Source organism: Citrobacter sp. RHBSTW-01044, from assembly GCF_013781945.1.
Classification (GTDB): domain Bacteria; phylum Pseudomonadota; class Gammaproteobacteria; order Enterobacterales; family Enterobacteriaceae; genus Citrobacter; species Citrobacter braakii.
On record NZ_CP056180.1, the window covers coordinates 1,544,045 to 1,565,182 of the forward strand.

Annotated in this window: 19 protein-coding genes; 13 read left to right on the top strand and 6 right to left on the bottom strand. The window is 51.9% G+C overall.

From position 1 onward, the window contains the following. Window positions 1–28 precede the first annotated feature (28 nt). Window positions 29–664 (bottom strand): GSH-dependent disulfide bond oxidoreductase, encoded by a 636-nt coding sequence (gene yfcG / locus HV352_RS07495; RefSeq protein WP_016153848.1) that lies wholly within the window; start codon window positions 662–664, stop codon window positions 29–31. 134 nt (window positions 665–798) lie between these two features. Here yfcG and yfcF point away from each other — a divergent pair, with 134 nt between their 5' ends. The 3 genes from yfcF to yfcD are packed head-to-tail and all read left to right on the top strand — an operon-like array spanning window position 799 to window position 2,661. Then, complete coding sequence (gene yfcF / locus HV352_RS07500; RefSeq protein WP_016153847.1) at window positions 799–1,443, top strand: glutathione transferase; 645 nt, start codon at window positions 799–801, stop codon at window positions 1,441–1,443. Between the two features lie 55 nt (window positions 1,444–1,498). Beyond that, window positions 1,499–2,050 (top strand): phosphodiesterase, encoded by a 552-nt coding sequence (gene yfcE, locus HV352_RS07505; RefSeq protein ID WP_016153846.1) that lies wholly within the window; start codon window positions 1,499–1,501, stop codon window positions 2,048–2,050. 56 nt (window positions 2,051–2,106) lie between these two features. Next, window positions 2,107–2,661 (top strand): NUDIX hydrolase YfcD, encoded by a 555-nt coding sequence (gene yfcD, locus HV352_RS07510; RefSeq protein WP_006683645.1) that lies wholly within the window; start codon window positions 2,107–2,109, stop codon window positions 2,659–2,661. A 56-nt stretch (window positions 2,662–2,717) separates the two neighbouring features. Here the strand turns inward: yfcD and yfcC are convergent, their stop codons facing one another. The 3 genes from yfcC to ackA form a co-directional block, all read right to left on the bottom strand. After that, on the bottom strand, window positions 2,718–4,238 hold the full coding sequence (gene yfcC, locus HV352_RS07515; RefSeq protein WP_104651200.1) for a putative basic amino acid antiporter YfcC: 1,521 nt from the start codon (window positions 4,236–4,238) through the stop codon (window positions 2,718–2,720). 200 nt (window positions 4,239–4,438) lie between these two features. After that, a complete protein-coding gene (gene pta, locus HV352_RS07520; RefSeq protein WP_181635310.1) occupies window positions 4,439–6,583 on the bottom strand; it encodes a phosphate acetyltransferase in 2,145 nt (714 codons plus the stop codon). A gap of 75 nt (window positions 6,584–6,658) precedes the next feature. Then, window positions 6,659–7,861: an acetate kinase gene (gene ackA, locus HV352_RS07525; protein WP_016153843.1), complete on the bottom strand. Its 1,203-nt coding sequence runs from the start codon at window positions 7,859–7,861 to the stop codon at window positions 6,659–6,661. Between the two features lie 339 nt (window positions 7,862–8,200). Here ackA and yfbV point away from each other — a divergent pair, with 339 nt between their 5' ends. The 4 genes from yfbV (at window position 8,201) to HV352_RS07545 (ending at window position 11,814) form a co-directional block, all read left to right on the top strand. Further along, window positions 8,201–8,656 (top strand): terminus macrodomain insulation protein YfbV, encoded by a 456-nt coding sequence (gene yfbV, locus HV352_RS07530; protein ID WP_016153842.1) that lies wholly within the window; start codon window positions 8,201–8,203, stop codon window positions 8,654–8,656. An 83-nt stretch (window positions 8,657–8,739) separates the two neighbouring features. Then, window positions 8,740–9,234 (top strand): YfbU family protein, encoded by a 495-nt coding sequence (locus HV352_RS07535; RefSeq protein WP_016153841.1) that lies wholly within the window; start codon window positions 8,740–8,742, stop codon window positions 9,232–9,234. Beyond that, window positions 9,227–9,904 (top strand): sugar phosphatase, encoded by a 678-nt coding sequence (locus HV352_RS07540; protein ID WP_181635470.1) that lies wholly within the window; start codon window positions 9,227–9,229, stop codon window positions 9,902–9,904. Before HV352_RS07535 ends, HV352_RS07540 begins: the two co-directional genes overlap by 8 nt. A 77-nt stretch (window positions 9,905–9,981) precedes the next feature. Beyond that, a complete protein-coding gene (locus HV352_RS07545) occupies window positions 9,982–11,814 on the top strand; it encodes an SLC13 family permease (protein ID WP_181635311.1) in 1,833 nt (610 codons plus the stop codon). Window positions 11,815–11,866: 52 nt separating this feature from the next. On the opposite strand, the gene yfbR is transcribed toward HV352_RS07545, so the two are convergent. Beyond that, window positions 11,867–12,466, bottom strand: coding sequence for a 5'-deoxynucleotidase (gene yfbR, locus HV352_RS07550; protein WP_003028083.1), 600 nt, complete (start codon window positions 12,464–12,466; stop codon window positions 11,867–11,869). A gap of 95 nt (window positions 12,467–12,561) precedes the next feature. Continuing rightward, window positions 12,562–13,779 carry an alanine transaminase AlaA gene (gene alaA, locus HV352_RS07555; protein ID WP_181635312.1) on the bottom strand — a complete coding sequence of 406 codons (1,218 nt, stop codon included), beginning with the start codon at window positions 13,777–13,779 and terminating at the stop codon, window positions 12,562–12,564. 928 nt (window positions 13,780–14,707) lie between these two features. Here alaA and lrhA point away from each other — a divergent pair. The 6 genes from lrhA to nuoF all read left to right on the top strand — a co-directional run bounded on the left by lrhA (window position 14,708) and on the right by nuoF (window position 21,123). Beyond that, window positions 14,708–15,649, top strand: a complete 942-nt coding sequence (gene lrhA, locus HV352_RS07560) for a transcriptional regulator LrhA (RefSeq protein WP_181635313.1) — start codon at window positions 14,708–14,710, stop codon at window positions 15,647–15,649. Between the two features lie 627 nt (window positions 15,650–16,276). Continuing rightward, window positions 16,277–16,720, top strand: a complete 444-nt coding sequence (gene nuoA, locus HV352_RS07565; RefSeq protein ID WP_003028077.1) for an NADH-quinone oxidoreductase subunit NuoA — start codon at window positions 16,277–16,279, stop codon at window positions 16,718–16,720. Between the two features lie 15 nt (window positions 16,721–16,735). Further along, window positions 16,736–17,398, top strand: coding sequence for an NADH-quinone oxidoreductase subunit NuoB (gene nuoB, locus HV352_RS07570; RefSeq protein WP_003028075.1), 663 nt, complete (start codon window positions 16,736–16,738; stop codon window positions 17,396–17,398). Window positions 17,399–17,483: 85 nt separating this feature from the next. Further along, window positions 17,484–19,286 carry an NADH-quinone oxidoreductase subunit C/D gene (gene nuoC, locus HV352_RS07575; RefSeq protein ID WP_016153837.1) on the top strand — a complete coding sequence of 601 codons (1,803 nt, stop codon included), beginning with the start codon at window positions 17,484–17,486 and terminating at the stop codon, window positions 19,284–19,286. A gap of 2 nt (window positions 19,287–19,288) precedes the next feature. Further along, the gene (gene nuoE, locus HV352_RS07580; RefSeq protein ID WP_003028069.1) at window positions 19,289–19,789 is read left to right on the top strand and encodes an NADH-quinone oxidoreductase subunit NuoE; all 501 of its coding nucleotides are present in this window, start codon (window positions 19,289–19,291) and stop codon (window positions 19,787–19,789) included. Continuing rightward, a complete protein-coding gene (nuoF, locus tag HV352_RS07585) occupies window positions 19,786–21,123 on the top strand; it encodes an NADH-quinone oxidoreductase subunit NuoF (RefSeq protein ID WP_016153836.1) in 1,338 nt (445 codons plus the stop codon). Before nuoE ends, nuoF begins: the two co-directional genes overlap by 4 nt. Window positions 21,124–21,138: the final 15 nt, after the last annotated feature.

A 21,138-nucleotide genomic window follows, 5' to 3' on the forward strand; every position in this document is an offset into this window, starting at 1 on the left:
TTGCATGATACACGAGAACCGAATCGCGTCACCGCTTCTCACTTTGTGCTTGTTGCATGGCGCGTTCCGTTGCGGGACGCGTACGGATGCGTTCATGCCAGTTATTGACCGCCGGGTAGTTGTCGAGGTCGATGCGCTGACGCTGATGGGCGTGGATCCACGGCCAGCAGGCAATGTCGGCAATGCTGTAGTGATCGCCTCCCAGCCAGGGGGACGTTTCCAGACGTTTATTCATCACGTTGTACAGGCGCTGGGTTTCAACCTGGTATCTTTCAATGGCGTAGGGAATCGTTTGTGGGGCGTAGTGGCTAAAATGATGATTCTGACCCAGCATGGGGCCGAGGCCGCTGACCTGCCAGAACAACCACTGCAGCGTAGTGTGGCGTTCACGTAACTCACCGCTCAGCAGCTTACCGCTCTTTTCTGCCAGATAGAGTAAAATTTCTCCGGACTCAAACAGGCTGATGGGCTTTCCGCCGTCTACCGGGGCACTGTCGATAATGGCCGGGATTTTATTGTTTGGTGAGATTTGCAGAAAATCAGGGTGAAACTGGCTACCTTTGCTGATATCGACATGAATCAGACGGTATTGCAGCTGCGCCTCTTCAAGAAACAGCGTTATTTTGTGACCGTTTGGCGATGGAGTGTAATAGAGATCGATCATTTTCAGCGTCCGTTTTGTCATGAACCGGGTCATAACAAGTATAGAGCCTGTTGGCGTGCGTGAGTTTTCATCAAGTGACAGTGAGAGAAAGACTCTATATTTTGAAGGCAAGCCAATACATTTCAGAGGACATTATGAGCAAATCTGCAATTACGCTGTGGTCAGATGCCAATTTTTTCTCCCCTTACGTGCTGTCTGTTTATGTCGCTCTGCAAGAGAAAGGACTGCCTTTTACGCTGAAAACCGTTGATCTCAACAGCGGCGAACACTTGCAACCTTCATGGCAAGGGTATGCGTTAACGCGGCGCGTACCGGTGCTTGAAATCGACGGTTTCGAGCTGAGCGAATCATCAGCGATAACTGAGTTCCTGGAAGAGAGCTTTGCACCACCGCAGTGGGAGCGTATCTACCCACACGATGTGCAAAAGCGCGCGCGGGCGCGCCAGGTTCAGGCGTGGATCCGCAGCGATCTGATGCCTATCCGTGAAGAACGCTCAACGGACGTAGTTTTTGCTGGCGTGAAGAAAGGTCCGTTAAGCGAAGCGGGAAAAGTCAGTGCGGAGAAATTGTTCGCCACTGCGAGCCATTTATTGAGCCACGGGAAGCAGAATTTATTTGGCGAATGGTGTATTGCCGACTGCGATTTAGCGCTAATGCTGAATCGTCTGGTCCTTAACGGCGATGAGGTTCCCGAAGCGCTTGCAGAATATGCCGCCTTCCAGTGGCAGCGCGCTTCAGTCCAGCGTTTTATCGCGCTTTCAGCGAAGCGTTCCTGCTGAAAAACGGGGCGTAATCCAGTATCATTACAAAGTACTTTTCAACGAGGAGTGAGTGATGAAACTGATGTTCGCATCGGACATTCATGGTTCGTTGCCAGCCACGGAACGCGTACTTGAACGGTTTGCCGCAAGCGGTGCGCAATGGCTGGTGATATTGGGTGATGTTTTAAACCACGGACCGCGTAATGCGCTCCCGGAAGGCTATGCGCCTGCGCAGGTTGCTGAGCGGTTGAATGCGCTGGCAGCGCGGATTATCGCGGTGCGTGGCAATTGTGACAGCGAAGTGGATCAGATGCTTCTGCATTTTCCGATGACCGCGCCGTGGCAGCAAATTCTGACAGAAAACCAGCGACTCTTTTTGACGCACGGGCATCTTTTTGGTCCGCAAAATATGCCGGCACTCAACGTGGGAGATGTGCTGGTTTATGGGCATACACATTTGCCCGTCGCTGAGCGTCAAGGGGATGTTTACCACTTCAATCCCGGCTCGGTAAGCATCCCGAAAGGGGGCTTTGCGGCAAGTTACGGGATTCTGGATGATAATGTTCTCAGCGTAATGGCACTCAATGATCAAAGTGTTATTGCACAGGTCGAGATTAATCCGTAATTTACCCCACAAACATAAACGCGCCGTAAGAGCGCAAGAAAAAAGAAGGTTTCCTGATGGTGGAACAGCGTCGTTTGGCAAGTACGGAATGGGTGGATATTGTGAATGAAGACAACGAAGTCATTGCACAATCCAGCCGGGAACAAATGCGGGCGCAACGCTTACGCCATCGTGCAACGTATATCGTCGTGCATGATGGTATGGGCAAAATTCTGGTTCAGCGTCGTACTGAGACAAAAGATTTTTTGCCCGGCATGCTGGATGCCACCGCTGGCGGTGTTGTGCAGGCTGACGAGCAACTACTGGATTCAGCGCGCCGTGAAGCGGAAGAGGAACTGGGGATTGCGGGCGTGCCGTTTGCCGAGCATGGGCAGTTTTATTTTGAAGACCAGAACTGTCGCGTATGGGGCGGGCTGTTTAGCTGTGTTTCCCACGGACCGTTTGCGCTTCAGGAAGAAGAGGTTAGTGAAGTTTGCTGGCTGACGCCGGAAGAAATTACCGCGCGCTGCGACGAATTTACGCCGGACTCACTGAAAGCCCTGGCGCTGTGGATGACCCGCAACGCTAAGAATGAAGGGGCGAAAGCCGAAAAGCAGGAAGAAGCTGAGTAAAATCTGCTCATCCGGCCTACAGCGTCGAGAAATCGTGTAGGCCGGGCAATCGTTTTTTAATGGTAACCCATTATCTGCGCGCCAATTACCACCACGCTGGACATAATAAACAGCAGTCCCAACAGCGTGGCGCCTACCTTCAGCCAGTTACGAAAATCCACCCGACACACGCCTAACGTTGCCATCAGCGATGCCGATGTAGGATAGATAATATGACTGAATCCGTCGCCAAACTGGAAGGCCAGTACGGTGACCTGACGGTTTACGCCAACCAGATCGCCTAAGGGTGCTAATAACGGCATGGTCAATGCAGCCTGACCAGAGCCGGAAGTAACGAAGAAATTAAACACTGCCTGGAACAGCAGCATAAACCACGCCGCGATGGCGTTATCCAGCCCGCTGATGCCGTTGGCAATGCTGTGCAGCAGCGTGTTCAACACGCTGGCTTCACCCGCCTCTCCATTACCGACCAGCAGTAATATGCCCTTGGCAAAACCGACCAGCAGGGCAGGGGCAATCATCATTCGCGCGCCTTCAGTGAATGAGGAGGCCATGATGTTGACCGTCATGCCGTTGAGACGAAAGACCACGCCGATGATGCCAATTACCAGGCCCATGGTGAAGAACTGACTGGCGATCTCAGGAATAAACCACGCGTTGACGATCACGCCCCAGACAACCCAAATCATTACCGCGGTCAGCACCAGCAGCACCAGCCAGTCGCCCAGCGTGAAGCGTCGTTCCACAACGTCGTCCTGCTGTTCGCGAAAGAAACGGTCGGATTCATGTACCCGGGACAAAAGCGGATTCTTTTTGATGCGCGCCGCATAGGCCAGCGTGAAGGTCAGACCTATCAGGGTCGCAATTACCCAGACAATGATACGCAGACCGGAACCAGAGAGCACCGGCACGCCCGCAATCCCCTGCGCGACGACCACGCAGAACGGGTTCATCCATGAGCTGGCAAATCCAATCTGAGTCGCAATATAGGTGACCAGAACGGTGGTGATACTGTCGTAACCTAACCGTACCATTAACGGTGCAATAATAATGGCAAAGGCGACCGCCTCTTCCCCCATACCAAACACCGCGCCGCCTAATGAGAAGAGAACAAACAGCACCGGGATAAACAGGACTTCGTTTCCTCGCGTATGGCGGATGAGCGCCAGGATGCCGTTATCGATGGTTCCGGTACGCATAACGATGCCGAATGCACCGCCAATCACCAGCATAAACATAATAATGCCGACGGCAGTGCCGAATTTAGAGCCGGAGGTTAACCCTTCAAACGGAAAATTCATCAGGCCCGGGCGCTCATCACCGGTGGTGAAAAACTGCACCCGGTGATACTGCTCTTCGCCCGCGTCGTTGGTCAGAATTCGAAAAGAATGGGGGTCGACCACCTTACGGGTTTTGGTTTGTCCATCAACCTGATACTGCACTTCCTGACTGTCGAACATCCCGACGGGAACAACCCATGTCGCCAGACTGGTTAAAATGGCAACGAAAAAAATAATCACCAACGTATCGGGCATCGCCCATTTTTTAGCTGGCTGTGTTTCTGTTACTGCTGACATGAAAGACTATCCCTGTTGCAATGCAAAAGAGGATAAGTATGCAAACAGGAGAATAGTTATTCATTGATGCAGCGCATCCTGGCAAATGTTTCAGAATATGCCAACGGGAAAAACAGGTATAAAAAAACCGGAAATATAAGCTATTTCCGGTTTAATAAGCAGAAGTGTTGCCGGATAAGACATCCGGCACACTCGACAGATTACTGCTGCTGTTGGGAAGACTGGATCGCGGTCAGAGCGATGGTGTAGACGATGTCGTCAACCAGCGCGCCACGAGACAGGTCGTTCACAGGCTTGCGCATACCCTGCAGCATCGGCCCAATGGAGATCAGGTCGGCAGAACGCTGTACCGCTTTGTAGGTGGTGTTACCGGTGTTCAGATCCGGGAAGATGAACACGGTAGCGCGACCTGCAACCGGAGAGTTCGGCGCTTTGGATTTTGCTACGTCAGCCATAACGGCGGCGTCATACTGCAGCGGACCGTCGATCATCAGGTCAGGACGTTTTTCCTGCGCCAGACGCGTGGCTTCACGAACTTTTTCTACGTCGCTACCTGCACCAGAAGTACCGGTGGAGTAGGAGAGCATTGCTACACGCGGTTCGATACCGAAAGCAATGGCGGATTCAGCGGACTGAATCGCGATTTCTGCCAGTTGCTCTGCAGTCGGATCCGGGTTGATCGCGCAGTCGCCGTATACGTAAACCTGATCCGGCAGCAGCATGAAGAACACGGAAGACACCAGGGAACTACCCGGTGCAGTTTTAATCAGCTGCAGCGGCGGACGGATGGTGTTCGCGGTGGTATGAACTGCACCAGAAACCAGACCGTCAACGTCGTCCTGTTCCAGCATCAGGGTACCGAGAACCACGTTGTCTTCCAGCTGTTCGCGGGCAACGGTTTCGGTCATACCTTTGTTTTTACGCAGTTCGACCAGGCGAGCAACGTAGCTTTCGCGAACAACATCTGGATCAACGATTTCTACGCCAGCGCCCAGCTCAACGCCCTGAGAGGCCGCAACGCGGGTGATCTCATCCGGGTTGCCCAGCAGTACGCAGGTTGCGATACCGCGTTCAGCACAGATAGCCGCCGCTTTAACGGTACGCGGCTCGTCACCTTCCGGCAGAACAACGCGCTTGCCGGCTTTACGTGCCAGCTCGGTCAGCTGATAACGGAACGCTGGCGGAGACAGACGACGGCTGCGCTCAGAGGTCGCGGTCAGGGATTCAATCCAGTCAGCGTTGATGTAGTTAGCAACGTATTCCTGAACTTTCTCAATACGTTCGTGATCGTCAACCGGAACTTCCAGGTTGAAGCTCTGCAGGCTCAGAGAGGTCTGCCAGGTGTTGGTGTTCACCATGAATACCGGCAGGCCGGTTTCAAATGCACGTTCGCACAGTTTAGTGATACGCGCGTCCATTTCGTAGCCGCCAGTCAGCAGCAGGGCACCGATTTCCACGCCGTTCATGGCTGCCAGGCATGCTGCAACCAGCACGTCAGGACGATCGGCGGAAGTCACCAGCAGAGAACCGGCACGGAAGTGCTCCAGCATGTGCGGAATGCTGCGTGCGCAGAAAGTCACAGACTTCACGCGACGGGTGTTGATATCACCTTCGTTAACGATAGTGGCGTTCAGATGACGCGCCATATCGATTGCACGCGTTGCGATCAGATCGAAGCTCCATGGCACCGCGCCCAGAACCGGCATTGGGCTGGATTCTTGCAGTTTAGCCGGATCAACTTTGATCACTTTTGCTTTGGAAGAGTCGTCGAAAATCTCGGACAGATCCGGGCGAGTACGGCCCTGCTCATCAACCGGTGCGTTCAGTTTGTTAACGATTACGCCGGTGATGTTGGTGTTTTTCGCGCCGCCGAAGCTGCTGCGAGTCAGTTCAATACGCTCGTTCAGCTGTTCCGGGGTATCGGTACCCTGAGACATTACGAAGACGATTTCTGCGTTCAGCGTTTTCGCGATTTCGTAGTTCAGAGACTGCGCGAACTGATGTTTACGGGTTGGGACCAGGCCTTCAACCAGTACAACTTCAGCGTCTTTAGTGTTCGCGTGGTAGTTCGCGATGATCTCTTCCATCAGCACATCTTTCTGATTGCTGGACAACAGAGATTCAACGTGGCTCATCTTCAGCGGCTCAGCGGCTGGCAGAGAAGAGTTAGCACGGACGATGCTGGTAGTCTGGTCTGGCGCATCGCCACCGGCACGCGGTTGAGAGATCGGCTTGAAGACGCTCAGACGAACGCCTTTGCGTTCCATTGCGCGGATCACGCCAAGGCTGACGCTGGTCAGACCGACGCTGGTTCCGGTAGGGATCAGCATAATAATACGGGACACGGTTTATCCTCTTTCGTTACCGTCGATGTAGACGGGTTACAAAACAGCACCGCCAGCTAGGCTGGCGGTGTGAAATCAGGCAGTCAGACGGCTCGCGTCTTGCGCGATAACCAGTTCTTCGTTGGTTGGGATAACCACCGCAGGACGGGTACCTTCTTTGTTGATGAAACCAGATTTGCCGAAACGTGCGGCCAGGTTACGTTCGTGGTCAACTTCAAAGCCCAGAACGCCCAGTTTGCCCAGAGACAGTTCACGAACCATCGCTGCGTTTTCACCAATACCACCGGTGAAGACAACTGCATCCAGACGACCATCCATCAGCGCAGTGTAAGAACCGATGTATTTCGCCAGACGGTGACAGTAAACGTCCATTGCACGTTTAGCGTCTTCTTTAGTCGCGTAGTTATCTTCAACATAACGGCAGTCGCTGGTGACTTCGGTCAGACCCAGCAGGCCGGACTCTTTGGTCAGCATTTTGTTGATCTGGTCAACGCTCATGCCCAGGGTGTCGTGCAGGTGGAAGATGATCGCTGGGTCGATGTCACCGGAACGCGTACCCATCACCAGACCTTCCAGCGGGGTCAGACCCATGGAGGTATCAACACATTTACCGTTACGGATAGCAGAAACAGAACCGCCGTTGCCCAGGTGGCAAGTGATGATGTTCAGCTCATCAACCGGTTTGTTCAGAATTTTTGCCGCTTCCTGAGTCACGAAGAAGTGGCTGGTACCGTGCGCGCCGTAACGACGAACACCGTGTTCTTTGTACAGGCTGTATGGCAGAGCATAGAGGTAAGACTCTTCCGGCATGGTCTGATGGAACGCGGTGTCGAACACAGCCACGTTTTTGTCTTTCAGATTCGGGAAGGATTTCAGCGCTTCTGCGATACCGATCAGGTGTGCAGGGTTATGCAGCGGTGCAAAAGAGGCTGCGTCTTTGATACCCTGAATAACAGAATCGTCGATAACCACAGAGCCGGTGTATTTCTCGCCGCCGTGAACAACACGGTGACCAATCGCAGTCAGCTGAGCAGACAGTTCTGGTTTTTGTGCCAGAATAGTATTAACGATAAAATTCAGCGCTTCACTGTGAGCGGCGCCTGCACCTAAAGCCGCTTCTTGTTTACCGCCGTCCATTTTCCACTTGATACGTGCTTCTGGGAGATGGAAACATTCGGCTAAACCAGAGAGGTATTCTTCACCGTTTACTGCATCGATGATGGCAAATTTCAGTGAGGAGCTACCGCAGTTCAGAACCAGTACTAACTTACTCGACATGGAAGTACCTATTTATGATACGTGGCTAAAAAAACGTCAGGAAGTCATAGAGCGTAGCGCATGATGACACCGACGTTTATGATTAACATCATGCGCCATAGTCTTTTTGGGCACGATGGAATAAATACCTTTGAGTCTATGTCATTTTGCGTATTTTTCAGCCAATGGCATACTATGTGTCAATTTGACGACTCAATGATTTTGGACTAAAGGCCTTACAGGCCGGCACAGGATACCTGAATGTGGGTATCAAAGACAAAATGTTTTGAACGATGTCCCTTGTAGTTGTTGTTTTGCACAAATTTTTTAATTTTTATATGTGAAGTTGAGGTAACCGCCATGTCGACACCGGATAATCGTTCCGTCAATTTTTTTAGCTTGTTTCGCCGGGGGCAGCACTATGCGAAGACGTGGCCAATGGAAAAGCGCCTCGCGCCTGTGTTTGTAGAGAACCGCGTGATCCGCATGACGCGTTACGCGATCCGTTTTATGCCGCCTATCGCCGTCTTCACCTTATGCTGGCAAATTGCGTTAGGGGGGCAGTTGGGACCGGCCGTGGCGACTGCGCTGTTTGCGCTCAGCCTGCCGATGCAGGGCATGTGGTGGCTGGGTAAACGTTCTGTAACGCCGCTGCCGCCTTCAATACTCAACTGGTTCTACGAAGTACGGGGTAAATTGCAAGAAGCCGGGCAGGCGCTCACTCCGGTAGAAGGAAAGCCTGATTATCAGGCGCTGGCTGACACGCTTAAGCGCGCCTTCAAACAACTGGATAAAACTTTCCTTGATGATTTGTAATTGACCCCTGATTACGCATATAAAAGAAGGCACAAGATGCCTTCTTTTTTTTCATCGCAGTAGTAGTGATACAGGAGTCCCAAATGGAAATGACCAACGCTCAACGTCTGATTTTGTCTAATCAGTACAAAATGATGACTATGCTCGATCCCACTAACGCCGAGCGTTATCGTCGTTTGCAGACGATTATTGAACGCGGTTACGGCTTGCAGATGCGCGAGCTGGATCGTGAGTTTGGTGAGCTGACGGAAGAAACCTGTCGTACGATAATCGATATTATGGAGATGTATCACGCATTACATGTGTCCTGGACTAATCTTAAGGACGCGCAGGCTATTGATGAGCGCCGCGTGACCTTCCTTGGCTTTGACGCCGCAACGGAAGCCCGTTACCTCGGGTACGTACGTTTTATGGTTAATGTGGAAGGTCGTTATACCCACTTTGATGCGGGTACGCATGGCTTCAACGCCCAGACCCCGATGTGGGAAAAATATCAGCGTATGCTGAATGTCTGGCACTCTTGCCCGCGCCAGTATCACCTGAGTGCGAATGAAATTAACCAAATCATTAATGCCTGAGGGGGCGAGCGTGCAGTGCAAAGGTTTTCTGTTTGATCTGGATGGAACGCTGGTCGATTCCTTACCCGCAGTAGAACGCGCGTGGTGCAACTGGGCCGATCGTTTTGCCCTCGATCACGCCGAGGTGCTCGGCTTTATTCATGGCAAGCAGGCCATTACCTCCCTGCGACACTTTATGGTGGGCAAATCTGAAGCTGAGATCGCCGCGGAATTCACCCGCCTGGAGCAGATCGAAGCGACGGAAACCGCTGGGATCACTGCGCTGCCGGGAGCGGTTGATTTACTCAACCACCTCAATAAAGCGGGTATTCCATGGGCGATTGTGACCTCCGGATCCATGCCGGTCGCACGAGCGCGTCATCGTGTCGCGGGGCTGCCTGCTCCTGAAGTGTTTGTCACCGCCGAGCGGGTAAAAAGAGGCAAACCCGAGCCTGACGCCTATCTGTTAGGCGCCCAGCTTCTGGGTCTTGCGCCACAGGAATGCGCGGTGGTGGAAGATGCGCCCGCTGGGGTGCTTTCAGGACTGGCGGCAGGGTGTCATGTGATAGCGGTCAACGCGCCTGTGGACACGCCGCGTCTGGATGAGGTCGATTTTTCGCTGACCAGTCTGGAACATATTTCTGTGACCAAACAGCCTAACGGAAATGTGGTCGTAGTAAGAAGTACCTGAACATGATTTAGCCCCAGATTGTTGGGGCTTTTTTATGGCAGAATCGATCCATCCCTCTCATTTAACAAGGATATGTTGTGAACGGTGAATTGATATGGGTTCTCTCATTGCTGGCGATTGCCGTCGTCTTGTTTGTCACTGGCAGAGTGCGTATGGACGCGGTCGCTTTGCTGGTCATCATTGCCTTTGTTCTGAGCGGAACATTGAGCATCACAGAAGCCTTTTCCGGATTCAGCGATCCTAACGTTATTTTGATAGCGGCATTATTCATTATCGGCGACGGCCTGGTGCGTACCGGGGTGGCGACGGTAATGGGTGCCTGGCTGGTGAAGGTGGCTGGCAGCAGTGAAGTCAAAATGCTGGTGTTGCTGATGATTACCGTTGCCGGGCTCGGGGCGTTTATGAGTTCGACCGGCGTGGTCGCCATCTTTATCCCGGTGGTCTTAAGCGTTTCCATGCGCATGGAAATTTCCCCTTCACGCCTGATGATGCCGCTGAGCTTTGCCGGCCTGATAAGCGGCATGATGACGCTGGTGGCGACGCCGCCTAACCTGGTTGTCAACAGTGAACTGTTACGTGAAGGACTTAACGGGTTCAGCTTTTTTAGCGTTACCCCGCTGGGGCTGGTGGTTCTGGTTCTCGGCATAATTTATATGCTGCTGATGCGCTTTATGCTCAAGGGAGAAGATTCCAAACAGCCGGGAGACGGCTGGAAACGCCGGACCTTTCGCGATCTGATTAAAGAATATCGCCTGACCGGGCGCGCGCGTCGGCTGGCGATTCGTCCCGGTTCTCCTATGATTGGCCAGCGTCTGGATGATCTGAAGCTGCGTGAGCGCTACGGAGCAAACGTGATTGGCGTGGAACGCTGGCGTCGCTTTCGTCGCGTAATAGTCGACGTTAACGGGGTTTCTGAGTTTCGCGCCCGTGACGTATTGCTGATTGATATGTCCGCGGCCGATGTCGACCTGCGTGAATTTTGCAGTGAACAGTTTCTGGAACCGATGGTACTGCGCGGCGAATACTTCTCGGAGCAGGCGCTTGATGTGGGGATGGCCGAGATCTCTCTGATCCCTGAATCGGAATTGATCGGCAAAACGGTACGGGAAATCGCTTTTCGTACCCGCTACGGGCTGAATGTCGTTGGGCTGAAGCGCGATGGTGCGGCTCTGGCTGGAGCGGTGGTGGATGAGCCATTGCTGATGGGCGATATCATATTAGTGGTGGGCAACTGGAAGCTCATCACACTGTTGGGACAAAAAGGGCGTGATTTTGTCGTGCTGAATATGCCCGAGGAAGTCAGTGAAGCTTCTCCGGCGCACAGCCAGGCACCGCATGCGATTTTCTGTCTGGTGCTGATGGTCGCTCTGATGCTCACTGATGAAATTCCCAATACGGTGGCTGCGATCATCGCCTGTCTGCTGATGGGGAAATTTCGCTGTATTGATGCCGAAAGTGCCTATAAAGCGATTCACTGGCCAAGCATTATTTTGATTGTCGGGATGATGCCCTTCGCGCTGGCTTTACAAAAAACCGGCGGTGTCGATTTGGTGGTGAAAGGGCTGATGGATGTCGGCGGCGGGTATGGTCCGTATATGATGTTGGGCTGCCTGTTCGTGCTGTGTGCGACTATCGGGTTATTTATCTCCAACACCGCGACGGCGGTGCTGATGGCGCCAATCGCGCTGGCGGCTGCAAAGTCGATGGGCGTTTCACCGTATCCTTTTGCGATGGGGATTGCGATGGCGGCATCCGCAGCCTTTATGACACCTGTCTCTTCCCCGGTAAACACTCTGGTGCTCGGACCTGGCAACTACAGCTTTAGCGATTTCGTGAAGATTGGCGTACCGTTTACCATCATTGTGATGGCGGTGTGCGTGGTGATGATCCCGATGCTGTTTCCGTTTTGATGTTGCTGGCGGATGGCGACGGGGATGTCTTCGCCGCCACCGGGTCATGCGTTTATAGCGGAGAATCCTGGCTGATTTCATCTAATGAGAGGTGAAAACTCGGGACAAACACGTCCATAAAGTAGTCCATCTCTTCGCTGCGTCGCGACTCGAGCGTTTTTTCCAGACGCGTCTTGGCAAGCAGAAATTCGTTGTTACCGGCAGAGAGTTCCTCCAGACACTTCAGATACGCGCACAGGGCATCGGCCTGTTTAACAATCGATCTCTCTTCTTCACTTAAGGCATGTTCATCAATGAGCGGCGCAAAAATATCGCGCAGTTCATCAGGTACCATATCGACCAGTTTTTGCTGGGCAATTTTCTCTATCGCTTTATATTCCTGCGCAATCTGCGAGTTGAAATATTTCACCGGGGTAGGGAGATCACCGGTCAGCACTTCTGACGCATCGTGATACATCGCCAACAGAGCAATACGCTCAGCATTAACCTGACCACCAAATTTGCGGTTTTTGATCGCGGCCAGCGCATGGGCAACCATGGCAACCTGCAGACTGTGTTCAGACACGTTTTCGGTGCGCACGTTGCGCATCAGCGGCCAGCGATTAATGAGCTTCAGACGGGAGAGGTGGGCAAAAAAATGGCTCTGCTTCATAACGACCCTTATATGATGGCAACCTAAGAGTCATTTTGCGCAGAGAAGGCTGTCAGATGCAAATACTCGTCATTCATCCGACAGCCTTTGTTTAATTACAACTGGTGATACCCTGACAGGAAACGCTCAAATTTACTCAGCGACATTTCAATATCGTCAATACGCGGCAGCGTGACGATGCGGAAATGATCCGGCCACGGCCAGTTGAACGCTGTTCCCTGAACCAGCAGTACTTTTTCCTGCAGCAGGAAGTCGAGTACCATCTTCTGGTCGTCATGAATGTTGAAGCGTTTAGCATCAATTTTCGGGAACATATACAGCGCGCCGCTCGGTTTTACGCAGGAGACACCAGGAATGTCATTGAGCAGTTCCCAGGCGCGGTTGCGTTGTTCATACAGACGCCCACCAGGCATGATAAATTCGCTGATGCTCTGGTATCCGCCCAGCGCGGTCTGAATGGCATGTTGCGCCGGAACGTTGGCACACAGGCGCATAGAGGCCAGCATCTCAAGACCTTCAATATATCCTTTAGCATGTTTCTTCGGCCCGTTCAGCACCATCCAGCCCTGACGGAAACCGGCAACGCGATAGGTTTTTGACAGGCCATTGAAGGTGATGGTCAGCAGATCCGGCGCCATTGCAGCGATGGAGTGGTGTTCAGCATCGTCGTAGAGAATTTTGTCGTAAATCTCATCCGCAAAGATGATGAGGTTGTTCTGGCGAGCAATCTCAACAATCTCCATCAGCAGCTCTTTAGAGTAAACAGCGCCGGTTGGGTTGTTTGGGTTGATGATGACGATTCCACGCGTACGCGGCGTGATTTTGGCGCGGATATCATCCAGGTCCGGGAACCAGTCTGATGATTCGTCACACAGGTAGTGCACGGCATTACCGCCGGAGAGCGATACCGCCGCCGTCCACAGCGGATAATCAGGAGCAGGAACCAGCATTTCGTCCCCACTGTTCAGCAATGCCTGCATAGCCTGCACAATTAATTCAGAAACGCCGTTGCCGATATAAATATCTTCCACGGTTACGTCGCGCATACCACGGGCCTGGTAATGCTGCATAATCGCTTTACGGGCGGAATAAAGGCCTTTGGAGTCGCAATATCCTTGCGCTGTTGGCAAATTGCGGATCACATCCACCAGTATTTCATCTGGCGCTTCAAACCCGAATGGCGCCGGGTTGCCGATGTTCAGTTTCAGAACCTTATTGCCTTCTTCTTCCAGGCGCTTTGCTTCCTTCAGAACCGGGCCGCGAATGTCATAACAGACGTTTTCTAATTTGCTGGATTTTTCAATGGGGGACATGAACGTTGACCTTTTTAGCTGTGAATGCCACTCCCTGCCATGGAAGTCAGCCCAGCACAATGTACTCCCACGGCGGTGAGTTTTGAAGGGTCTTTAGTAGAAGATTTTGAAAAGCTATGAAGTGATAATTAACTGTTAACAACTAAATAATGTAAATATTATGAGATAATAATCTATCTAGATGTGTTTTGTTGGTAGTATGTTTTGTTTTATTGGTTTGGTTGTGGTGAATTGTTTGGTCAAAAAAAGTTAAGCCTGTAAAGCGAAATGTCACGGGTGTCTAAGCTGGATGAGGTAATTCGAAAATACTGAGGTTTTAACTGCGGGACCTGTTATCGGCCTGATCCGTACGTGATACGGTGTGAATTCATTGTTAAGCAGAATTAATGAATTGAAGAATTCTTAATTAATTATTATTTAATATTTAAACGACATTAAATTGAATGGGCCAATAATAGCAAAACCGCTGCTCTGACATAACACCTGGTAGCCTGGAATTATTCACGATAACACTTATAAATATAGTGGTTTTAGGTTAAGATAAGTCTCATGAAATGGTAAGTAGTCTGAATTTTAAGATAATTCAAATGTTTGTTGGTTGTTCCTAACACACTGAAAAGTTAGTTTTTAATGTGTAAATTATTGTTCGTTAACTTTTTTTTAAATTTACAAAATTTACATGTTTTCCCTAAGTCAGAATCATCCAGCAGCTAAAAATTCGGCTCTTTCTCGTTGCTATATTCCGATGAATGTCACGGGAATTAAAATAGCCAGGAAAGAGAATTGTTTCGTTTGTTAAACCAAATACATCCTTATTTTCACTTGGTTACACTAAGCGAAACTGCGAGGGAGGCACATTACAAATGGAGTTGTTTGATTCCAAATGCACAGCATTAACCCGGTATGACCCGCGAGTAAGTGAAAAACTATGATAAATGCAAATCGTCCGATAATTAACCTCGACCTCGATCTGCTGAGAACCTTCGTTGCTGTTGCCGACCTGAATACCTTTGCGGCTGCGGCAGCTGCGGTATGTCGAACTCAGTCTGCGGTGAGTCAGCAAATGCAGCGTCTTGAGCAACTCGTGGGGAAAGAGTTGTTCGCGCGCCATGGACGCAACAAACTACTGACCGAACATGGTATACAACTGTTGGGTTACGCCAGAAAAATACTGCGCTTTAATGATGAGGCATGCTCATCATTAATGTTTAATAATCTTCAGGGAGTGTTAACTATCGGTGCTTCTGATGAATCAGCCGATACCATACTGCCTTTCCTGCTCAACCGAATAAGTTCGGTTTATCCGAAGCTTGCGCTGGATGTGAGGGTCAAGCGTAACGCCTACATGGTGGATATGCTGAAGTCGCAAGAAGTGGACTTGGTTGTGACTACCAACCGTCCTGGCGATTTTGAATGTCTGAATCTGCGTACCTCGCCAACGCATTGGTACTGTGCTGCCGAATATATTCTGCAAAAAGGTGAGCCGGTACCGTTGGTTCTGCTGGACGATCCGAGCCCGTTTCGCGATATCGTGCTGGCGACATTAAACGCTGCTGCTCAGATCCCGTGGCGTCTGGCTTATGTTGCTTCAACATTACCTGCGGTTCGCGCGGCGGTAAAAGCAGGGCTCGGCGTCACTGCGCGGCCTGTTGAAATGATGAGTCCGGATTTACGCGTACTGGGCGCCGCCGACGGATTACCGCCATTGCCTGATACTGAGTATTTGTTGTGCTGCGATCCGTCCACGCAAAATGAGTTGGCAGAAGTTATCTTTAAGTCGATGCAAACGTATCAAAATCCTTGGCAATACAATCAGTTTACCCCGGAAGGGGGAGATGACTCGCTGATTGTTGAAGGCGACTTTGAGTAATCCGTCACAAAAAATCGTTTTAAAATGTTAGTGTAAAAAAGAGCCACTGGTGATGAAAAAACATCCAGTGGCTCTTTTTTTATGCAAATATTGCCGCTTTATGTCATTTGCTATACTAAAACTTAACAAAATCAGAAGGTAAAAAAACGGCCTGACATCTGGTTGAAAAATAAGCAGCAGCGTTACTAATTGTTTCCATGTTAAAAAACTAGAGAAATTGTTGCTGTTTTTTATGGTGAATTAACAAAAGCGTGTCACAGATCAAGAAAATACTCCCATTTAGGGGGAGGCATCTGGGTGAATTCCTGTCAAAATAGGTGAGTATTATCTTTTTTACTTCACTACGGACACGATTCAACAACATTAAAAATGACCGATGATGCGATCGAAATTGGTCTAAATAGCACTTTATGTTAATGAAGTTGGAGCGGTGTAAAATAATGTGAGGAAACTTTTGTTAAAGTTGACAAAAGGTTATAGAAAGGAGTAAAAAACCCCATCAATTAGCTGTATAAAATGGTTTTTCACAGTGATTGTAAGGTTTTTTTTATTCCTCCCCATGAATCGATGTGGCGTTCATCTGCCGAAAAGAGCAGAGAATTTGGCGCTACTTTTGATGAGTAAGCAATGAGTATGTCAACATCCACTGAAATCATCGCTCATCACTGGGCATTCGCTATCTTTCTTATTGTTGCCATTGGCCTGTGCTGCCTGATGCTCGTCGGCGGCTGGTTTTTAGGTGGTCGCGCGCGCGCGAGATCTAAAAACGTGCCGTTTGAATCAGGTATCGACTCGGTCGGCACCGCCCGCTTGCGCCTGTCTGCCAAGTTTTATCTGGTAGCCATGTTCTTCGTTATCTTCGACGTTGAAGCGCTGTATCTGTTCGCATGGTCAACTTCTATCCGTGAAAGCGGCTGGATTGGCTTTGTGGAAGCTGCAATTTTTATTTTTGTGTTACTGGCAGGTCTGGTTTATCTGGTGCGTATTGGCGCGCTGGACTGGACGCCCGCGCGTTCACGCCGCGAGCGTATGAACCCGGAAACGAACAGTATCGCTAATCGTCAACGCTAACCGCGAGGCATTAAGATGGATTATACGCTCACCCGCATAGATCCTAACGGTGAGAACGACCGTTACCCCCTGCAAAAACAGGAGATCGTAACCGACCCCCTGGAGCAAGAAGTTAACAAAAACGTGTTCATGGGCAAGCTGCATGACATGGTTAACTGGGGCCGTAAAAACTCAATTTGGCCATATAACTTTGGCCTTTCCTGCTGCTACGTTGAGATGGTGACCTCGTTTACCGCCGTGCACGATGTGGCCCGTTTTGGTGCGGAAGTACTGCGTGCATCGCCGCGTCAGGCTGACTTGATGGTCGTAGCCGGAACCTGCTTTACCAAAATGGCGCCGGTTATTCAGCGCCTCTACGATCAGATGCTGGAACCGAAATGGGTTATTTCCATGGGCGCATGCGCCAACTCCGGCGGTATGTACGACATCTATTCTGTGGTGCAGGGCGTTGATAAATTTATTCCGGTCGATGTGTACATCCCGGGATGCCCGCCGCGTCCGGAAGCGTATATGCAGGCTCTGATGCTGCTGCAAGATTCCATTGGCAAAGAACGCCGTCCGCTCTCCTGGGTGGTTGGCGATCAGGGCGTTTATCGCGCCAATATGCAGTCAGAACGCGAGCGTAAACGCGGCGAACGTATTGCTGTAACGAATCTTCGTACACCAGACGAGATTTAATTTGCGCCTGTCGGCAGCAGCACTTCCTTCGCTTATCACTACATAAATAGCGCGAAGCACTGCCGACCACCACGGACCATTTGCAATGGTGAACAATATGACCGACTTAACCGCGCAAGACGCTGTATGGCAAACACGGGATCACCTTGATGACCCGGTCATTGGCGAACTGCGCAACCGTTTTGGGCCGGATGCCTTTACCGTTCAGGCGACTCGCACCGGGGTACCTGTTGTTTGGGTCAAGCGTGAACAATTACTGGAAGTTGGCGATTTCTTAAAGAGACTGCCGAAACCTTACGTCATGCTGTTTGACTTACACGGCATGGACGAACGTCTGCGTACGCACCGCGAAGGGTTACCTGCCGCGGATTTTTCCGTTTTCTATCACCTGATCTCCATTGAACGCAATCGCGATATCATGCTCAAGGTGGCATTGTCTGAAAACGACCTGCGTGTACCGACGTTCACCAAACTGTTCCCGAACGCCAACTGGTATGAGCGTGAAACCTGGGAAATGTTTGGCATCGACATCGAAGGTCACCCGCACCTGACGCGTCTGCTGATGCCGCATACCTGGGAAGGTCATCCGCTGCGTAAAGACTACCCGGCGCGTGCGACCGAATTCGATCCGTTTGAGCTGACCAAAGCCAAACAGGATCTGGAAATGGAATCACTGACCTTCAAACCAGAAGAATGGGGCATGAAGCGTAGTTCCGAAAACGAGGACTTCATGTTCCTCAACCTCGGTCCTAACCACCCGTCTTCTCACGGTGCGTTCCGTATTGTGCTGCAGCTTGATGGCGAAGAAATCGTCGACTGCGTGCCTGACATCGGCTACCACCACCGTGGCGCTGAAAAGATGGGTGAACGTCAGTCCTGGCATAGCTACATTCCGTACACCGACCGTATCGAGTACCTCGGCGGCTGCGTTAACGAAATGCCTTACGTACTGGCCGTTGAGAAACTGGCTGGCATCACCACGCCGGATCGCGTCAACGTGATTCGCGTTATGTTGTCTGAACTGTTCCGTATCAACAGCCACCTGCTGTACATCTCCACGTTCATCCAGGACGTCGGCGCGATGACGCCGGTCTTCTTCGCCTTTACCGACCGTCAGAAAATCTATGACGTAGTGGAAGCGATCACCGGTTTCCGTATGCACCCGGCCTGGTTCCGTATCGGCGGTGTGGCACACGATCTGCCGCGCGGTTGGGACAAACTGCTGCGTGACTTCCTCGACTGGATGCCAAAACGTCTGGATTCCTACGAGAAAGCCGCACTGCGTAACACCATCCTGAAAGGCCGTTCGCAGGGCGTTGCCGCTTACGGTAAGAAAGAAGCGCTGGACTGGGGTTGTACCGGTGCTGCGCTGCGTGCGACCGGTATTGATTTTGACGTGCGTAAAGCGCGTCCATACTCTGGCTACGAAAACTTTGACTTTGAAGTCCCGGTTGGCGGCGGCGTGTCCGACTGCTATACCCGCGTGATGCTGAAAGTTGAAGAGCTGCGCCAGAGTCTGCGCATCCTTGAGCAGTGCCTCAACAACATGCCGGAAGGCCCGTTCAAAGCGGATCACCCGCTGACTACGCCGCCGCCGAAAGAGCGCACGTTGCAACATATCGAAACCCTGATCACCCACTTCCTGCAAGTTTCGTGGGGACCGGTTATGCCGGCAAACGAGTCCTTCCAGATGGTGGAAGCGACCAAGGGTATTAACAGTTACTACCTGACCAGCGATGGCAGCACCATGAGTTACCGTACCCGTATCCGTACCCCGAGCTATGCGCACCTGCAGCAGATCCCGGTAGCGGTACGTGGCAGCCTGGTGTCCGACCTTATCGTCCACCTGGGTAGTATCGATTTTGTTATGTCAGATGTGGACCGCTAATTATGCACGAGAATCAACAACCACAAACCGAGGCTTTTGAGCTGAGTGCGGCTGAGCGTGAAGCGATTGAGCACGAGAAGCACCACTACGAAGACCCGCGTGCGGCGTCCATTGAAGCGCTGAAAATCGTTCAGAAACAGCGTGGCTGGGTGCCGGATGGGGCGATCTATGCGATCGCTGATGTGCTGGGGATCCCGGCAAGCGACGTAGAAGGTGTTGCCACGTTCTATAGCCAGATCTTCCGCCAGCCGGTAGGTCGCCACGTGATCCGCTATTGCGACAGCGTGGTGTGCCATATCAACGGCTATCAGGGGATCCAGGCTGCGCTTGAGAAAAAACTCAACATCAAGCCGGGGCAGACGACCTTTGACGGTCGTTTTACGCTGCTCCCGACCTGTTGCCTGGGGAACTGCGATAAAGGGCCGAACATGATGATCGATGAGGATACTCATGCTCACCTGACCCCGGAAGGCATTCCCGAACTGCTGGAGCGGTATAAATGAAAGACATTATCCGTACTCCCGAAACGCATCCGCTGACCTGGCGTCTGCGTGATGACAAACAGCCGGTCTGGCTGGACGAATACCGTAGCAAGAACGGCTACGAAGGTGCACGTAAGGCCCTGACCGGGCTGTCACCGGACGAAATCGTTAACCAGGTAAAAGACGCTGGCCTGAAAGGGCGCGGCGGTGCGGGCTTTTCCACCGGTCTGAAGTGGAGCCTGATGCCGAAAGACGAATCCATGAACATCCGTTACCTGCTGTGTAACGCCGATGAAATGGAGCCGGGTACCTATAAAGACCGTCTGCTGATGGAACAACTGCCGCACCTGCTGGTGGAAGGCATGCTGATCTCCGCGTTTGCGCTGAAAGCGTACCGTGGTTACATCTTCCTGCGTGGTGAATATATCGAAGCGGCTGTGCATCTGCGTCGCGCGATTGCCGAAGCAACCGAAGCCGGCTTGCTTGGCAAAAACATCATGGGCACCGGTTTCGACTTCGAACTGTTTGTCCACACCGGGGCAGGGCGCTATATCTGCGGTGAAGAGACGGCGCTGATTAACTCCCTTGAAGGTCGTCGTGCTAACCCACGTTCCAAGCCGCCGTTCCCGGCAAGCTCTGGCGCTTGGGGTAAGCCGACCTGCGTTAACAACGTCGAAACCCTGTGTAACGTACCGGCTATCCTCGCGAACGGCGTGGAGTGGTACCAGAACATTTCGCAGAGCAAAGATGCGGGCACCAAGCTGATGGGCTTCTCCGGTCGCGTGAAGAACCCTGGCCTGTGGGAACTGCCTTTCGGTACTACCGCGCGCGAGATCCTCGAAGATTACGCGGGCGGCATGCGCGATGGCCTGAAATTCAAAGCCTGGCAGCCGGGCGGCGCGGGTACTGATTTCCTGACTGAAGCGCACCTCGATCTGCCGATGGAATTCGAAAGCATTGGTAAAGCCGGTAGCCGTTTGGGCACCGCGCTGGCAATGGCCGTCGATCACGAGATTGGCATGGTTCCTCTGGTGCGTAACCTCGAAGAGTTCTTTGCCCGCGAGTCCTGCGGCTGGTGTACGCCGTGCCGTGACGGTCTGCCGTGGAGTGTGAAAATTCTGCGCGCGCTGGAGCGTGGCGAAGGCCAGCCAGGGGATATCGAGACGCTTGAGCAACTGTGTCGTTTCCTCGGCCCGGGTAAAACCTTCTGTGCACACGCACCGGGTGCGGTGGAGCCGCTGCAGAGCGCCATTAAATATTTCCGCGAAGAATTCGAAGCTGGCATCAAGCAGTCCTTCAGCAATACCCATCAGATTGGTGGTATTCAGCCGAACCTGCTGAAAGAGCGCTGGTAATAGCAGGGTAACCCT

Coding starts and splice junctions, on each gene's coding strand:
- nuoE (WP_003028069.1), top strand. CDS start 19,289: ATGCACGAGAATCAACAACCACAAACCGAGGCTTTTGAGCTGAGTGCG.
- alaA (WP_181635312.1), bottom strand. CDS start 13,779: ATGTCCCCCATTGAAAAATCCAGCAAATTAGAAAACGTCTGTTATGAC.
- nuoB (WP_003028075.1), top strand. CDS start 16,736: ATGGATTATACGCTCACCCGCATAGATCCTAACGGTGAGAACGACCGT.
- yfcE (WP_016153846.1), top strand. CDS start 1,499: ATGAAACTGATGTTCGCATCGGACATTCATGGTTCGTTGCCAGCCACG.
- yfcC (WP_104651200.1), bottom strand. CDS start 4,238: ATGTCAGCAGTAACAGAAACACAGCCAGCTAAAAAATGGGCGATGCCC.
- yfcF (WP_016153847.1), top strand. CDS start 799: ATGAGCAAATCTGCAATTACGCTGTGGTCAGATGCCAATTTTTTCTCC.
- HV352_RS07535 (WP_016153841.1), top strand. CDS start 8,740: ATGGAAATGACCAACGCTCAACGTCTGATTTTGTCTAATCAGTACAAA.
- lrhA (WP_181635313.1), top strand. CDS start 14,708: ATGATAAATGCAAATCGTCCGATAATTAACCTCGACCTCGATCTGCTG.
- yfbR (WP_003028083.1), bottom strand. CDS start 12,466: ATGAAGCAGAGCCATTTTTTTGCCCACCTCTCCCGTCTGAAGCTCATT.
- HV352_RS07540 (WP_181635470.1), top strand. CDS start 9,227: ATGCCTGAGGGGGCGAGCGTGCAGTGCAAAGGTTTTCTGTTTGATCTG.
- nuoF (WP_016153836.1), top strand. CDS start 19,786: ATGAAAGACATTATCCGTACTCCCGAAACGCATCCGCTGACCTGGCGT.
- ackA (WP_016153843.1), bottom strand. CDS start 7,861: ATGTCGAGTAAGTTAGTACTGGTTCTGAACTGCGGTAGCTCCTCACTG.
- yfcG (WP_016153848.1), bottom strand. CDS start 664: ATGATCGATCTCTATTACACTCCATCGCCAAACGGTCACAAAATAACG.
- yfbV (WP_016153842.1), top strand. CDS start 8,201: ATGTCGACACCGGATAATCGTTCCGTCAATTTTTTTAGCTTGTTTCGC.
- nuoC (WP_016153837.1), top strand. CDS start 17,484: ATGGTGAACAATATGACCGACTTAACCGCGCAAGACGCTGTATGGCAA.
- yfcD (WP_006683645.1), top strand. CDS start 2,107: ATGGTGGAACAGCGTCGTTTGGCAAGTACGGAATGGGTGGATATTGTG.
- nuoA (WP_003028077.1), top strand. CDS start 16,277: ATGAGTATGTCAACATCCACTGAAATCATCGCTCATCACTGGGCATTC.